Here is a 15,421-nt window from a genome sequence, read left to right on the forward strand (position 1 = left end):
GCACCCCGGGGTCGACGGACGACGAGCTCGGCCCCGTGGACCTAGGCGGACTTCTCGCGGGGGTGCGGGTGCGGGTCGTGGCGCGCGGCACGATGGTCGGGTTGACGTTGTCGAGCACGACCTCACGGGTGATCACGACCCGCTCCACGTCGTCGCGCGACGGCACGTCGAACATCACCTGCTGCAGCACCTCCTCCATGATCGCGCGCAGCCCCCGCGCCCCCGTCCCGCGCAGCAACGCCTGCTCCGCGACCGCCTCCACCGCGGTGTCGGTGAACTCCAGCTCCACCCCGTCGATCGCGAACATCCGCTGGTACTGACGCACCAACGCGTTCCTCGGCTGGGTCAAGATCCGCACCAACGCCTCCGCGTCCAACGCCCCCACCGACGCGATCACCGGAAGACGCCCGATGAACTCCGGGATCAACCCGTACCGGTGCAGGTCCTCCGGACGCACCTGCGCGAACAGGTCCTCCCCCGCCCCCGTGTCGATCGGCGCACCGAACCCCACCCCGCGCTTGCGCGCCCGCGCCGCCACGATGTCGTCCAACCCCGCGAACGCCCCCGCCACGATGAACAGCACGTTCGACGTGTCCACCTGGATGAACTCCTGGTGCGGGTGCTTGCGCCCACCCTGCGGCGGCACCGACGCGCTCGTGCCCTCGATGATCTTCAACAACGCCTGCTGCACACCCTCACCCGACACGTCCCGGGTGATCGACGGGTTCTCCGCCTTCCTGGCCACCTTGTCGATCTCGTCGATGTAGATGATCCCCTGCTCGGCCTTCTTCACGTCGAAGTCCGCCGCCTGCACCAGGCTTCAACAAGATGTTCTCCACGTCCTCACCGACATACCCCGCCTCGGTGAGCGCCGTCGCGTCCGCGATCGCGAACGGCACGTTCAACATCCGCGCCAACGTCTGCGCCAGATACGTCTTGCCCGTCCCCGTCGGACCGATCAACAAGATGTTCGACTTCGCCAGGCTCCACGTGGTCCGGGTCGTCGGACGACGTCTTCGCCGACTCGCCCGCCTGGATCCTCTTGTAGTGGTTGTAGACGGCGACGGCCAGGGCGCGCTTCGCGGGGTCCTGGCCGATGACGTACTGCCCGAGGAAGTCGAAGATCTCGCGGGGCTTGGGGAGGTCGACGAGCCCGAGCTCCGTCGCCTCGGCGAGCTCCTCCTCGATGATCTCGTTGCACAGGTCGATGCACTCGTCGCAGATGTACACGCCGGGGCCCGCGATGAGCTTCTTGACCTGCTTCTGCGACTTCCCGCAGAACGAGCACTTCAGCAGGTCAGCGCCGTCCGAGATACGAGCCACTACGCGTCTCCTTGTCCGGGTGGGCCGGCCGGGCCGTCGCACGCGACGTCCGGACCGGTGCCACGTCCGAGCGGGTCCTTCTTCCCATTCCACACCACGCGACCCCCGTTGTCAGGTGGGCTCCCCGTGCGCAGGTCACATCTCTGCAACGTCCGTCACCCGGAACGCACCGCGCCGCCGCTCCCGGAGGAGTCGGCGGCGCGGTGGTGATCGTCCCGGCTCGTGCGTGCCGTGCGAGTCGTCAGGGCTTGTTGACCACGACGGCCTTGCGGCTCTCGAGCACCTGGTCGACCAGGCCGTAGTCCTTCGCCTGCGCGGCGGTGAGGATCTTGTCGCGCTCGATGTCCTGGCGGACCTGCTCGACCGGGTTGCCCGAGTGCAGCGCGAGGGTGTCCTCGAGCCACTCGCGCATGCGGATCAGCTCGTTCGCGTGGATCTCGATGTCGGACGCCTGCGCGTAGCCGCCGCCCTCCATCGCGGGCTGGTGGATCAGCACGCGCGCGTTGGGCAGCGCGAGCCGCTTGCCCGGCTGGCCCGCCGCGAGCAGGACGGCCGCGGCGGAGGCCGCCTGCCCCAGGCAGACGGTCTGGATCTGCGGCTTGATGTACTGCATCGTGTCGTAGAGCGCGGTCATCGCGGTGAACGACCCGCCCGGCGAGTTGATGTACAGGATGACGTCGCGGTCGGGGTCCTGGCTCTCGAGCACGAGGAGCTGGGCCATGACGTCGTCGGCGGACGCGTCGTCGACCTGGACGCCCAGGAAGATGATGCGGTCCTCGAACAGCTTGGTGTAGGGGTCCTGGCGCTTGAAGCCGTAGGCCGTGCGCTCCTCGAACTGCGGGAGCACGTAGCGGGCCGACGGCGCGCCGCCGGGCAGCGCGACGCCGCCCGGACGGGCGCCCGCGCCGGCGAGGCGCTGCGCGGTGGACAGGTACTGGGACTCGGCGCTGAAGCTCACGGGTTCTCCTCGGGTGAAGTCTGGGTCCGGTCGCGGGTCAGGAGGCCGTGGTGCCGCCGCCGCCGGTCACCGACGAGGCGTTCGTGACGACGTGGTCGACGAAGCCGTACTCCTTCGCCTCCTCGGCGGTGAACCAGTTGTCCCGGTCGTTGTCCTTGATGATCTGCTCGAGCGACTGCCCGGTCTGCTCGGCCGTCAGCTCCGAGAGCACCCGCTTCATGTGCATGATGAGCTGGGCGTTGATGCGGACGTCGGTCGCCGTGCCGCCGATGCCGCCCGAGGGCTGGTGCATCATGACGCGCGCGTGCGGCGTGGCGTAGCGCTTGCCCTTGGTGCCCGACGAGAGCAGGAACTGGCCCATCGAGGCCGCCATGCCCATCGCGATCGTCGCGACGTCGGGCTGGATGTACTGCATCGTGTCGTAGATCGCCATGCCGGCCGTGATCGAGCCGCCCGGCGAGTTGATGTAGAGCCAGATGTCCTTCTCCGGGTCCTCCGCCGCGAGGAGCATCATCTGCGCGCAGATCGCGTTCGCGTTCTCGTCGCGCACCTCGGAGCCGAGCCAGATGATGCGCTCCTTGAGGAGCCGGTTGTAGATGGAGTCGTTGAGGCCGAGACCGGCGCCCTCCGCTCGGGCCAGGGGACCTGCGGCGTCCGTCCGCAGCAGCTGATCGTTCACGTCCATCTCCTTCGTCGCTCCTCGTCTCCGGGGCCGGGGCCCCGGTCGCGACGTCCACCGGCCTGTGCGGTACGGCCCGGGACGTCGCCGTTGCAGTGACCCTAACGTGGACGGCATCCGCCGTTCGTCCCGACCAGGCCCCTTTTCGCTGACGGCGCATACCGCCGCCACGACGACGGCCCCCGCACCCCGGGACGGGGTGCGGGGGCCGTGCCGACGGCTCTCGCCGGGTCAGGCCTCGGTGCTCTCCGCGGCCTTCTTCGTCGACTTCCTCGCGACCTTCTTCTTCGCCGCCTTCTCCTCGGCCTCCTCGGCCTCGACCTCGGCGACGGCCTCCTCGGCCAGCTCCTCGGTGACGGCCTCGGCAGCGGCGACCTCGGCGGCCTCCTCGACGATCTCGGCGACCTCGCCCGCGGCGTCGTCCTCGTCCGAGCCGATGAACTCGGTCAGGTCGACGACGTTGCCCGCGGAGTCCTTGACCTCGATCTGGCGCAGGGCGACGGCGAGCGACTTGGAGCGCGCGACCTCGCCGACCATGGCCGGGATCTGGCCGCCCTGGTCGAGCGACTGGATGAACTGGTTCGGGTCCATCCCGTACTGGCGCGAGGCCTGCACGAGGTACTCGAGCAGCTCGTTCTGGGCGACCTGGATCTCGAGCTTCTCCGCGAGGGTGTCGAGCAGGATCTGGTTCTTGATCGCGGTCGTCGCCTCCTCGGTGACCTCCGCGCGGTGCGCGTCGTCCTCGAGACGGCCCTCGGACTCGAGGTGACGGTGCACCTCGGCCTCGACGACGCCCGACGGCACGGGGATCTCGACGGCGTCGTTGAGCGCCTTGAGGAGCTCGTCGCGCGCGGCGACGGCCTGGTTGGACGTCTTGATGCTCGCGACCTGCTCGCGCAGGTCGGCCTCGAGCTCCGCGAGCGTGTCGAACTCCGACGCGAGCTGCGCGAAGTCGTCGTCGGCCTCGGGCAGGTCGCGCTGCTTGACGGTCGTCGCGGTGACCGTGACCTCGGCGTCCTTGCCCTCGTGCTCGCCGCCGGCGAGCGGCGCCGTGAACGTCGTGGTCTCGTCGGCCGACAGGCCGGTGAGCGCCTCGTCGAGGCCCTCGAGCATGTTGCCCGAGCCGATCTGGTAGCTGATGCCGGAGACCGAGTCGACCTCCTCGCCGTCGACGACGGCCTTGAGGTCGAGGACGACGAAGTCGCCCTCGGCGGCCGGGCGGTCCACGCCGACGAGCGTGCCGAAGCGCTCGCGCAGCGCGTCGAGGCGCTCCGTGACGTCCTCGTCCGAGACCTCCGCGGCGTCGATCGTCACGGCGAGCGACGACAGCTCGGGCAGGTCGAGCTCGGGGCGGACCTCGACCTCGGCCGAGAACTTCAGCGGGCCCTCGGCGTCGAGCGGGACCTCGGTCACGTCGACCTCGGGCTGGCCGAGGGGGCGGATGCCCGACTCGCTCACGGCCTGGCGGTAGAAGCCGGACAGCCCGTCGTTCACGGCGTGCTCGAGGACCGCGGCGCGACCGACGCGCTGGTCGATGATGCGCGGCGGGACCTTGCCCTTGCGGAAGCCGGGGATGTTCACCTGCTCCGCGATGTGCTGGTAGGCGTGGTCGATGCTCGGCTTGAGCTCGTCGTACTCCACCTCGACGGTCAGCTTGACCTTGGTGGGGTCCAGGGTCTCGACGGCGCTCTTCACTTCGATGATCTCCAACTGATCGGGGCGGGCCGGCGTGCGGCTACGGGACGAGCTGCGCGCTCCGCCGGGAGGCCGGCGGGTCCGTGCGGACCCACGTGCGGCCCCTGGGGGCGTACGGGCAACCCGTCCAGCCTACGCCACCGCGGCGCAGCGCCGGCGCGGACGGTCGCGCGGCGGCGGCGACGCCGACCGCTCCCTCGGGTCAGACCTCGCGGAACGCCGCCGGCAGCGAGTAGGTGCCGGTCGTCTCGACGATCACGACCACGGCACCCTCGGAGTCGTCCCGGGTCCACGACCGGTGCTCCTCGCCCGTCTCCCAGAGGGCCAGCAGGCCGGGCGCGAGCGTCCGGCGGACGTCGTCCGGGCCGCAGACCTCGACCTCGCCCGAGACCACGGCGAACACCTGGGCCGACGTCGCCGCGTGCCGCCCGACCGTGCCGCCCGGAGCCACGCGGGCGACGTGGACACGCGTCTCCCCCGCGCCCTCGCCGGCGACGGCGCGGGGGAGGAAGTCCATGACGACGCCCTCGCTGCCGAACGCGTCGACGTCCCGGCGCGGCACCTCGAAGATCCTCACGATGCCGCGTCCGCCGTCCTCGTTCGTCCGGTCCCGTCGTGTCGGGGTGACAGGATTCGAACCTGCGACCTTCCGCTCCCAAAGCGGACGCGCTACCAACCTGCGCCACACCCCGTGCACCCGCCGGCGACGGCGGGCCAGCGCAAGTGTACGGGTGGGTGGGACCGGCGACGTCGACGGCGCGGTCTCCGCGACGGCCGGGCGGGCCCCCGACCGGAGGACCGCTCCCGTTTGCTAGGGTGGCGCCGCGGGTCGGCACGACCGACCGACGCGGGCGTAGCTCAATGGTAGAGCCTCAGTCTTCCAAACTGATTACGCGGGTTCGATTCCCGTCGCCCGCTCCGGCGCGTCATCGCAGGACGTCCCACGGGCGCCCCCACCTCCCCGGTGGGGCGCCCGTCGTCGTCCGGTCGGCGGACCGCGTTGCCGCCCCACGACGTGGACGGATACCCTCGGACCATCGAGCGCCCCGGCGCGGCCGGGCACCCCCTGCCGAGCACGTCGACCCGACGACCCGCGGGCGCCGTCGAGCAGGAGGAGCGAGGAATGACCGCGATCGCCGCGCGTCCCGCATCGCCCCGTCGCGCCCTCGCGCGCACCTCCTGTTGTCGCTGTCACGGCTGTCGCTGACGACCGTCGGACGCGACCGACGTCCCGCGCACCCGCCGCACGACCGGACGGTCGCCCCCGTGCCGGTCCGCCGCGCGAGTCGCCGCGCGACGCCGGACCCTCGGAGCAGGCTCTCCGGGAGCCCCGCAGCCCTCATCCCGCAGCACCCGGTGCCCCCGCACCGTCGCACCCCCCGTTGGTCCCCCTGGCTCGTCCCGAGCCGTCGACAGAAGAGGAAGCCATGGCACGCATCTACGACGACGTCACGAAGCTCGTCGGCAACACCCCGCTCGTCCGCCTCAACAAGCTCACCGAGGGCGTCGGCGCGACCGTCGTCGGCAAGCTCGAGTTCTACAACCCGGCGAACTCCGTCAAGGACCGCATCGGCGTCGCGATCATCGACGCGGCCGAGGCGTCGGGCGAGCTGAAGCCCGGCGGGACGATCGTCGAGGCGACGTCCGGCAACACGGGCATCGCGCTCGCGATGGTCGGCGCGGCGCGCGGCTACGACGTCGTCCTGACGATGCCGGAGACGATGTCCAAGGAGCGCCGCGCCCTGCTGCGCGCCTTCGGGGCGGAGCTCATCCTCACGCCCGGGTCGGAGGGCATGAAGGGCGCGGTGAACAAGGCCGACGAGATCGTCGCCGAGCGCGCGGGCGCGATCCTCGCCCGCCAGTTCGCGAACGAGGCCAACCCGGCGATCCACCGCGCCACGACGGCGGAGGAGATCTGGGCGGACACCGACGGTCAGGTCGACATCGTCGTCGCCGGCATCGGCACGGGCGGCACCATCACCGGGGTCGGCCAGGTGCTCAAGGAGCGCAAGCCGGGCGTGCAGATCGTGGCCGTCGAGCCCGAGGAGTCCGCGATCCTCAACGGAGGCGCGCCCGGTCCGCACAAGATCCAGGGCATCGGCGCGAACTTCGTCCCCGAGATCCTCGACACCTCCGTCTACGACGAGGTGATCGACGTCAACGCGGAGACCGCCGTCGAGTTCGCGCGCCGCGCGGCCAAGGAGGAGGGCCTGCTCGTCGGCATCTCCTCCGGCGCGGCGATCGCTGCGGCGCTGCAGCTCGCCGCGCGCCCGGAGAACGCGGGCAAGCTCATCGTGACGATCATCCCGTCGTTCGGCGAGCGGTACCTGTCCTCGATCCTCTACGCGGACCTGCTGGACTGACGTGACCGACCTGCGACCCGCGCGCGGACCCGCCGTCACCCCGTCCCGGGTGCGGCGGTTCCTGCGCGTCCTCGCCGAGGACCTCGAGGCGGCCCGGCACCGCGACCCCGCGGCACGCAGCCGCCTCGAGGTCGCCCTCGCCTATCCGGGGGTCCACGCGGTCTGGGCGTACCGGCTCGCGCACCGCATGTGGCGCGAGCCGGTGCTGCGCCTCCCGGCGCGGCTCCTGTCCCAGGTGGCGCGGGCGCTCACGGGCGTGGAGATCCACCCCGGGGCGCGCATCGGCCGACGCCTCTTCATCGACCACGGCATGGGGGTCGTCGTCGGCGAGACGGCGGTCGTCGGCGACGACGTGGTGCTGTTCCACACGTCCACCCTCGGCGGGCGGTCGATGAAGCGCGGCAAGCGGCACCCCACGCTCGGGGACCGGGTGGTCGTGGGAGCGGGCGCCAAGATCCTCGGACCGGTGTGGGTCGGCGACGACGCGCAGGTGGGGGCGAACGCCGTCGTCGTCAAGGACGTCCCGGCGGGCGCGGTCGCGGTCGGGGTGCCCGCCCGCGTCCGGATGCCGGCCGCGCACCGGGGGGCGGACCCCGTCGAGGACCCGTCCCTGCTCATCGAGTACGTGATCTGACCCGTCGGCTCGGGCACCCGGCCGGGGTGCCCGAGCACGGCCGGGGGTCCGCTAGGGTAGGACGTGCGGTACCCGGGACGCGGCGTCTCGGATATCCCCCTGCCCGTCACGCCGGCCCGGGTACCGCGCTCACGCACCCGTCCGCCCTCGACGACGAGGAGTCGCCTTGCGCCTCGGCATCCACACCGGCTACTGGTCCGCCGGCCCTCCCGAGGGCGTCGAGGACGCGGTCGTCGCAGCGGACCGGCTCGGTGTCGACTCGGTCTGGACGGCCGAGGCCTACGGGTCCGACGCCTTCTCGCCGCTCGCCTGGTGGGGGTCGCGCACGTCGCGGATCCGCCTCGGCACGGCCGTCGCCCAGATCTCGGCGCGCACCCCCACCGCGACCGCCATGGCCGCGCTCACGATGGACCACCTCTCCGGCGGACGCTTCGTCCTCGGCCTGGGCGTCTCCGGCCCCCAGGTCGTCGAGGGGTGGTACGGGCAGCCCTACGCCCGCCCGCTCGCCCGCACGCGCGAGTACGTGGACGTCGTCCGGCAGGTCCTGGCCCGGGAGGCTCCCGTCACGAGCGCCGGCCCGCACTACCCGCTCCCCCTGCCCGACGGCGCGGGCACCGGTCTCGGCAAGGCGCTGCGCTCCACGGTCCACCCGCTGCGCGCGGACCTCCCGATCCATCTCGCGGCCGAGGGCCCCAAGAACATCGCTCTCGCGGCGGAGATCGCCGACGGCTGGCTGCCGCTCTTCTACTCCCCCCGCATGGACGACGCGTTCCGCGAGCTGCTCGCCGACGGCTTCGCCCGGCGCGCGCCGGAGCGCTCCCCCGTCGCCGACTTCGAGGTCAGCGCGACCGTGCCCGTCGTCGTCGACGAGCACGTCGAGCGCGCCGCCGACCGCGTGCGCCCGTTCCTCGCCCTGTACGTGGGCGGCATGGGCGCGAAGGGGGCGAACTTCCACCGGGACGCGCTCGACCGGCTCGGGTACGCCGACGCGTGCGACGAGATCCAGGCGCACTACCTCGCAGGCCGCAAGGACCTCGCCGCCGCGGCCGTGCCGACGGCGATGGTCGAGGACGTCGCGCTCGTCGGACCGGCCGACAAGATCGGCCGCGAGCTCGAGGCGTGGCGGGCCACCGCGGTCACGACGCTCCTCGTCCAGGGCGACGCGACCGCCGTGCGCACGCTCGCGGGTCTTCTCACGCCCTGACGCGCGGTGCGCGCACCGCGCGTCCGCTCAGCCCGCCGGGCCCGCCTCGTCGAGCTCGTCGGGCTCGGGGAACCACACCGCGCGACGCAGGTCCACGCGCCGGCCGTCCCGCGAGAGCGGGCACCCCTCCGCCCGGAGCTCGGTGAGCGCCGCGTCGAGGTGGTGCGCCGGCGGCGACCCCGCCGCGTTCACGACGCGCCACCACGGGACCGGCGCGCCGTCGTCGTCCACCCCCGCCGACCCCGCCAGCACGGCGCCCACCTGGCGCGGACCGCCGCGGTGCAGCGACTCGGCGACGATCTCGGCCACGAGGCCGTAGGTCATGGCACGCGCTGCGGGGATCTGCCGGACCAGCGCGAGCACGGCGCCCGCGTACTCCTCCGCCGGGGAGGCGGTCGTGGGACGGGCGTCGGCGGGCACGTCCGGCACTCTACGACCCGCCCCCGTCACGCCCCGTCCCCGGCCGCGCCCGCGAGGTCCGTCGGGCGGCAATCCCCTGGCGCGGGAGCGCCCCGACGGCCAGGATCGGCGCATGAGCCACCACGACACCGGCCGTGCGTCGCCGCGCCCCGGCGACGCACCCGCCCTGCCCGACGGCTGCACGTTCACCGAGCTCGGGCCCCAGGACCTGCGGGACGTGCTCGAGCTCGACGCGTGGGCGTTCCCGTCGCCCGTCGCGGTCGACGACCTGCTCGACCTCCCGTCGCCGCTCACGTGGTCGCGCACCGTCGGCGTCGTGCGCGACACGCAGGACGCCGACGCCGAGCCCGTCGACGGCGCCGTCCCGGTGCGGCGCGAGCTCGTCGGGCTGCACTCGTCCTACCCGTTCTCCCGCTTCCCCGTGCCGGGCGCGACGACGCCCGTCGCCGGGCTCACGTGGGTCGGAGTGCACCCGGCGCACCGGCGCCGCGGCCTGCTCACCGCGATGATGCACCGGCACCTCGCGGACTGCCGCTCACGCGGCGAGGCGGTCTCGGCGCTGTTCGCCGCGGAGGCGCCGATCTACGGGCGGTTCGGCTACGGCCGGGCGGCCGACGACCTGCGCGTCGCGGTCCCGCGCGGCGCGCGGCTGCGCGACGTCCCCGGCGCGGAGCGGCACACCGTGCGGATCGAGCAGGCGGACCGTGCGCGGCACGGCGACCTGGTCGCCGCCCTGCACGAGCGGGCCGGCAGCGACCCGACGGGTCGCGGCGCGGACGGGATCCTCAACCGCCCCGGCTGGGCGACGCGCGAGACCGCCGAGCTGGACGCCACGTTCTGGGGCGACCCGCCCGCGTTCCGCCGGGGGAAGGAGTCGATGCGGATCGTGGTCGTCGAGCTCGACGGCGAACCGCGCGGGTACGCGCGCTTCCGTCGCACGCTGTCGTGGGAGCCCGCCGGTCCGCGCGGCACCGTGTCGGCCGGGGAGGTCGTCGCGCTCGACGCGGCGGCTGCGCGAGCCCTCTGGGGCGTGCTCACCGACCTCGACCTCTCGCACGAGGTCACGCCGTTCATGATCCCCGTCGACGACCCGCTCACCCAGCTCCTCGTCGACCCGCGGTCCGCGTCGCCGCGCCTCGCGGACAACCTGTGGGTGCGAGTGGTCGACGTCGCCGCGGCGCTGGCGGCGCGGCGCTACGCCACGGACGTCGACGTCGTGCTGCACGTGACCGACGCGAGCCTCCCGGACAACGCGGGCCGCTGGCGCGTCCGCGCCGACGCGTTCGGCACCGCCCGCGCGGGGCGCACGGACGACGCCGCGGACCTCTCGCTCGACGTCCGCGAGCTCGGCGCGGCGTACCTCGGCGGGGTGACGCTCGCGTCGCTCGCCGTCGCCGGGTTCGTCACGGAGCACACGCCGGGCGCGCTCGCCGGAGCGAGCGCGGCGTTCTCCTGGCCCGTGGCGCCGGTGTGCAGCTGGGTGTTCTGAGCAGCCGCTCAGGCCTGGCACACCGGGCAGCGGTAGAGGCTGCGGCCGGAGAGCTCCGACCGGAGGACCGTCGCGCCGCACACGCGGCACGGGAGCCCGTCGCGGTGGTAGACGTAGAACGCCTCGTCGGCCGGGACCGCGTCGGGCGCACCGTCGGTGTTCTGGCGGACCCGCGACCGGCCGCGCCCCGCCGGCCCGAGGCCGTCGCCGACGCTCGTCGGCGCGGGGCCGCCGTCACGGTCCTCCGGTCGCGTCGTGACGATCGCGCCGGTGCGCGTCCCCTCCTTCATGAGCACCACGAGGTCGTCCCACAGGTCCCTCAGGACGTCGACGGGCACGTCCCGGCCGGGCCGCAGCGGGTCCAGGCGGGCACGGAACAGGGACTCGGCGCGGTAGATGTTGCCGACGCCCGCGACGACGTCCTGATTCATGAGCAGGAGGCCGACGGGGCTCCGCGAGCGCCGCACGCCCTCGACGAACGCCTCCCGCGGGTCCGGCTCCCCCGGTCCGACGTCGCGGATCGGGTCGGGCCCGAGCCGCGCCTCGACGGCGCGCTTCTCGTCGCCCGTCACGACCTCGCACGCGGTGGGCCCGGTGAGGTCCGCGACGGCGTGGTCGCCCACGAGCCGCACCCGCACCGCCCCGCGCGGCGGCGGTGGCGACCACGCGTCGTCGGGCAGCAAGGCACGGGCCGACGGGTCGAGCGCCGGGACGGTCTCCCGCTCACCGACACGACGCCGGGGCGCCCCGATCGCGTGCACGACGACGGCGCTCCCGTCCCCCGAGAACGTCCACGCGCCGTACAGGCCGAGGTGCACCCGCAGCCACCGAGCAGGCGCCGCGTCCCCGGACCACGGCTCCCCCGGCCCGTCCGCGGGACCTGGCGCGAAGCCGAGGAACAGCTGCTTGCCCCAGGCCTCGCTCGCCACCAGCACGTGGCCGTCGAGGAGCGCCGCACCGGCGGCGAACCGTCCCTGCGGGCTGGTCACGGCGAGCCGCTGCCCGGTGAAGAGCTCCGCGAACGTGCGCGCCAGCCGGTGGACGGTGTGCCCTTCCGGCACCTCAGGCGGTCGTGCCGCGCGACGCCTCGTACGCGGCGAGCTGGTCGATGCGGCGCTGGTGACGCGGGTCGCCGCTGAAGGGCTCCGCGAGGAACGCGTCGACGAGCTCCACCGCCTCGTCGACCGGGTGCTGGCGGGCGCCGACCGCGACGACGTTCGCGTCGTTGTGCTGGCGGCCCAGGCGCGCGGTCTCGAGGTTCCACGCGAGCGCGGCACGGACCCCGGTCACCTTGTTCGCGGCGATCTGCTCGCCGTTGCCCGACCCCCCGATGACGACGCCGAGCGAGCCCGGGTCGGCGACGACGGCCTCGCCCGCCGCGAAGCAGAACGAGGGGTAGTCGTCGAGGGCGTCGTACTCGTGCGCCCCGTGGTCCACCACGTCGTGGCCGGCGGCCCCGAGGTGCTCCACGAGATGGACCTTGAGCTCGTACCCGGCGTGGTCGGAGGCGATGTGAACGCGCATGCGCCCATCATGCCGCAGCCGGACCCCGGACCGTCGGGAGGAGGCCGTAGCCTGAGACGCATGACACAGACCTCCCCGTCGACCACACCGCCGTCCCCGACCGGAGCCGCACCCGCCGGGCAGGGGTCCGGCATCGACCTCACCGCCCTCGACGCCGGGACCCGTCCGCAGGACGACCTGTACCGGCACGTGAACGGCCGCTGGCTCGCGACCCACGAGATCCCCGCGGACCGCGCGATGGACGGCGCCTTCCGCGCCCTGCACGACCAGGCCGAGGTGCACGTGCGGGAGATCATCACGGACCTCGGCGAGGCCGTGGCGTCGGGAGCCGCGGACGTCGGGCCCGACGCGGCGAAGGTCGGCGCGCTGTACGCGAGCTTCATGGACACCGAGCGCATCGAGGCCCTCGGCACGACGCCGCTGCAGCCGGACCTGGCGCTCGTCGCCGCGGCGACCACGCAGGCCGAGCTGACCGGAGCCCTCGGCGCGCTCCAGCGGACCGGCGGCGCGAGCGCTCTCGGGTTCTGGGTCGACAACGACGCGAAGGACCCCGAGCGGTACGTCGCGTACCTCTACCAGTCCGGCCTCGGCCTGCCCGACGAGGCGTACTACCGCGAGGACCAGTACGCGCCCGTGCGCGAGAAGTACGTCCACCACGTGGCGCGGATGCTCGCGATCGTGGGCGTCACGACCGAGACCTGGGGCGCACCGCCCGAGGAGGCGGCGCAGCGCGTCGTCGCGCTCGAGACGAAGCTCGCCGCGAAGCACTGGGACGTCGTGCGCGACCGCGACGCCGACCTCACGTACAACCCCCGCACGCTCGTCGCGCTGGCCGACGAGGCGCCCGGCTTCGACTGGCGCGCTTGGGTCCTCGCGCTGGGCGCGCCGGAGGGGTCGCTCGACGACGTCGTCGTGCGCGAGCCCGACTTCGCCACCGGCTTCGCCGCGCTGTGGGAGTCCGAGCCGCTCGAGGACTGGAAGCTGTGGATGGTGTACCACCTGGTCACCGCCCGCGCGCCGTACCTCGCGGACGAGGTCGTCGAGGCGAACTTCGACTTCTACGGCCGCACGCTGTCGGGCGCGCAGGAGGTGCGCGAGCGCTGGAAGCGGGGCGTGTCCGTCGTCGAGGGCGCGCTCGGCGAGGCCGTCGGGGCGCAGTACGTCGCCCGACACTTCCCGCCCACGCACAAGGCCCGGATGGAGGACCTCGTCGCCCACCTCGTCGCGGCGTACCGCGAGTCGATCCAGGGGCTCGACTGGATGACCGAGGAGACGAAGACCAAGGCGCTCGCGAAGCTCGAGGCGTTCACCCCCAAGATCGGGTACCCCGTGAAGTGGCGCGACTACGCGGCGCTCGTCGTCGAGCCGGACGACCTCGTGGGCAACGTCCGCAGGGCGCACGCCTTCGAGCAGGACCGGGAGCTCGGCAAGATCGGCAAGCCCCTCGACCGCGACGAGTGGTTCATGACCCCCCAGACGGTCAACGCCTACTACAACCCGGGGATGAACGAGATCGTCTTCCCCGCGGCCATCCTCCAGCCGCCGTTCTTCGACCCGGACGCCGACGACGCCGTGAACTACGGCGGGATCGGCGCCGTGATCGGTCACGAGATCGGCCACGGGTTCGACGACCAGGGCTCCAAGTACGACGGCGCCGGCCGGCTCGAGGACTGGTGGACGCCCACGGACCGCGACGAGTTCGAGAAGCGCACCAGGGCGCTCATCGACCAGTACGACGCGTACCGCCCCGCGCAGCTCTCCGAGGACGGGCCGCACGTCAACGGCGCGCTGACCATCGGGGAGAACATCGGCGACCTCGGCGGCCTGTCGATCGCGCTCAAGGCGTACCGGATCGCGCTCGGCCGGCCGCTCGCGGACGCACCGGTCGTGGACGGCCTGACCGGCATCGAGCGCGTGTTCCTCGGCTGGGCCCAGGTGTGGCAGTCGAAGGGCCGCGACGAGGAGGTCGTGCGACGCATCGCGACCGACCCCCACTCGCCCAACGAGTTCCGGTGCAACGGGGTCGTGCGCAACGTCGACGAGTTCTACGAGGCCTACGACGTCCAGCCCGGCGACGCGCTCTACCTCGCCCCCGAGGAGCGCGTGCGCATCTGGTGAGAGACGGGTGGCGAACGGGGGTGGCGCCGGGACCGGGACGGTCCCGGCGCCACCCCTTCGCCGTCGTCCGCGGACGACGGCGAGGCGATGGCGACGGTGTGGCGACGGCCGCGGCGCCGCGGTCAGAGCGAGCGGATGCCCGCCTTGGCGACGGTGAACCCCTTGCCGGTCGCGTCGTCGCGGCACGTGACGCCCGTGTTCTCGCTGTCGCACGTGAAGCCGCCGACGGTCTTCGACTCCCCGTACGGAAGCACCTCGACGTCGGCCGCGGCCGGCTGCGGCTGCTCGGCGGCCGGCACGCACGGCTGGTTCACCCCGGCGTCGTCGAGCACCACGCGGTACCCGACGCTCCCGTCGCAGCCGGCGACCGGAGCGGGCTGCGTCGCCAGCTCGGCGATCGAGCACGTGACGCCGACGTCGGTCATCTCGCACGCGATGTTGCGCGTCTCGGACGCGAAGGTCTCGGTGACCGTCGGGGCCTGGGTCGTGGGCTCGGCGTCCTGGGTGGTGCCGGCGGACGGTGCAGCGCCCGGGTCGGCCGGGTCGTCCGCGCCGCCTCCCCCGCCGAGGAGCGAGATCGCGAACACGACCGCGCCGACGACGAGCAGGAGGTCGACGACGATGAACGCGATCCAGCCCGGGCTCAGCCGCCCGGACGGTCCACCGCCACGGCCACCGCCACCGCCACCCCCACCGTTCCCCCGCCCCAGGGGGCGGCGGCGAGGCCGGGCCGCCGCCGGAAGCCGGGCCCCGAGCCGGGGTCGCCGGCGCGGGGGCCGTGGCCGGCGGGTGGTACGCGGGCTGGGGGGCCGGGCCGGCCGCCGCCGCGGCGGGACCCCGTGACGGGGCGGGCGACGGCGCGTACGCCGGGGGCGCCGCGTAGGCAGGCTGCGGTGCGTGGGCGGGCTGCGGCGCGTGGGCCGGCTGCGGTGCGTAGGCCGGGGACTGCGGCGCGACCGCGGCGAACCCGGCTGGTCGGTCGCGTACCGCACGCGCTGCGGGGGGACCGCGGCG

13 protein-coding genes, 2 tRNA genes and 1 pseudogene are annotated in these 15,421 nt (G+C 73.6%); 6 read left to right on the plus strand and 10 right to left on the minus strand.

Annotated elements, in window-relative coordinates; all coding sequences use genetic code 11:
- Positions 1-91: 91 nt before the first annotated feature.
- The 6 genes and pseudogenes from clpX to ACWPWV_RS18170 all read right to left on the minus strand — a co-directional run.
- Positions 92-1,323 (minus strand): annotated as a pseudogene (clpX, locus tag ACWPWV_RS18145) (ATP-dependent Clp protease ATP-binding subunit ClpX); the annotation flags it as partial.
- Positions 1,324-1,564: 241 nt separating this feature from the next.
- Entirely contained in the window at positions 1,565-2,281 is a 717-nt protein-coding gene (locus tag ACWPWV_RS18150; protein ID WP_454044292.1) for an ATP-dependent Clp protease proteolytic subunit, read from the minus strand.
- A gap of 37 nt (positions 2,282-2,318) precedes the next feature.
- On the minus strand, positions 2,319-2,966 hold the full coding sequence (locus tag ACWPWV_RS18155) for an ATP-dependent Clp protease proteolytic subunit (protein ID WP_251153923.1): 648 nt from the start codon (positions 2,964-2,966) through the stop codon (positions 2,319-2,321).
- A gap of 225 nt (positions 2,967-3,191) precedes the next feature.
- Positions 3,192-4,655 (minus strand): trigger factor, encoded by a 1,464-nt coding sequence (gene tig, locus ACWPWV_RS18160; RefSeq protein WP_454044293.1) that lies wholly within the window; start codon positions 4,653-4,655, stop codon positions 3,192-3,194.
- Between the two features lie 202 nt (positions 4,656-4,857).
- The gene (locus tag ACWPWV_RS18165) at positions 4,858-5,232 is read right to left on the minus strand and encodes a cupin domain-containing protein (RefSeq protein ID WP_454044294.1); all 375 of its coding nucleotides are present in this window, start codon (positions 5,230-5,232) and stop codon (positions 4,858-4,860) included.
- A 41-nt stretch (positions 5,233-5,273) separates the two neighbouring features.
- Positions 5,274-5,347, minus strand: a tRNA-Pro gene (locus tag ACWPWV_RS18170).
- A gap of 155 nt (positions 5,348-5,502) precedes the next feature.
- Between ACWPWV_RS18170 and ACWPWV_RS18175 the strand changes: the two genes are divergently transcribed.
- The 4 genes from ACWPWV_RS18175 (at position 5,503) to ACWPWV_RS18190 (ending at position 8,856) form a co-directional block, all read left to right on the plus strand.
- Positions 5,503-5,573 (plus strand) — tRNA-Gly (locus tag ACWPWV_RS18175).
- Positions 5,574-6,082: 509 nt separating this feature from the next.
- Complete coding sequence (gene cysK / locus ACWPWV_RS18180) at positions 6,083-7,018, plus strand: cysteine synthase A (protein WP_454044295.1); 936 nt, start codon at positions 6,083-6,085, stop codon at positions 7,016-7,018.
- 10 nt (positions 7,019-7,028) lie between these two features.
- Positions 7,029-7,652, plus strand: a complete 624-nt coding sequence (gene epsC, locus ACWPWV_RS18185) for a serine O-acetyltransferase EpsC (RefSeq protein WP_454044596.1) — start codon at positions 7,029-7,031, stop codon at positions 7,650-7,652.
- A gap of 166 nt (positions 7,653-7,818) precedes the next feature.
- Positions 7,819-8,856: an LLM class F420-dependent oxidoreductase gene (locus ACWPWV_RS18190; RefSeq protein ID WP_454044296.1), complete on the plus strand. Its 1,038-nt coding sequence runs from the start codon at positions 7,819-7,821 to the stop codon at positions 8,854-8,856.
- 27 nt (positions 8,857-8,883) lie between these two features.
- On the opposite strand, the gene ACWPWV_RS18195 is transcribed toward ACWPWV_RS18190, so the two are convergent.
- Positions 8,884-9,276, minus strand: coding sequence for an MGMT family protein (locus ACWPWV_RS18195; protein ID WP_454044297.1), 393 nt, complete (start codon positions 9,274-9,276; stop codon positions 8,884-8,886).
- A 112-nt stretch (positions 9,277-9,388) separates the two neighbouring features.
- On the opposite strand from ACWPWV_RS18195, the gene ACWPWV_RS18200 reads away from it, so the two are divergent.
- The gene (locus tag ACWPWV_RS18200) at positions 9,389-10,765 is read left to right on the plus strand and encodes a GNAT family N-acetyltransferase (RefSeq protein WP_454044298.1); all 1,377 of its coding nucleotides are present in this window, start codon (positions 9,389-9,391) and stop codon (positions 10,763-10,765) included.
- Positions 10,766-10,773: 8 nt separating this feature from the next.
- Here ACWPWV_RS18200 and ACWPWV_RS18205 read toward each other — a convergent pair whose 3' ends face one another.
- A complete protein-coding gene (locus ACWPWV_RS18205; protein ID WP_454044299.1) occupies positions 10,774-11,826 on the minus strand; it encodes an Fpg/Nei family DNA glycosylase in 1,053 nt (350 codons plus the stop codon).
- Position 11,827: 1 nt separating this feature from the next.
- Positions 11,828-12,289, minus strand: a complete 462-nt coding sequence (locus ACWPWV_RS18210; protein ID WP_454044300.1) for a ribose-5-phosphate isomerase — start codon at positions 12,287-12,289, stop codon at positions 11,828-11,830.
- Positions 12,290-12,349: 60 nt separating this feature from the next.
- Here ACWPWV_RS18210 and ACWPWV_RS18215 point away from each other — a divergent pair, with 60 nt between their 5' ends.
- Positions 12,350-14,407 (plus strand): M13 family metallopeptidase, encoded by a 2,058-nt coding sequence (locus ACWPWV_RS18215; protein ID WP_454044301.1) that lies wholly within the window; start codon positions 12,350-12,352, stop codon positions 14,405-14,407.
- A gap of 122 nt (positions 14,408-14,529) precedes the next feature.
- On the opposite strand, the gene ACWPWV_RS18220 is transcribed toward ACWPWV_RS18215, so the two are convergent.
- Complete coding sequence (locus ACWPWV_RS18220) at positions 14,530-14,994, minus strand: hypothetical protein (RefSeq protein WP_454044302.1); 465 nt, start codon at positions 14,992-14,994, stop codon at positions 14,530-14,532.
- Positions 14,995-15,421: the final 427 nt, after the last annotated feature.

This window comes from Cellulosimicrobium sp. Marseille-Q8652 (genome assembly GCF_965112045.1).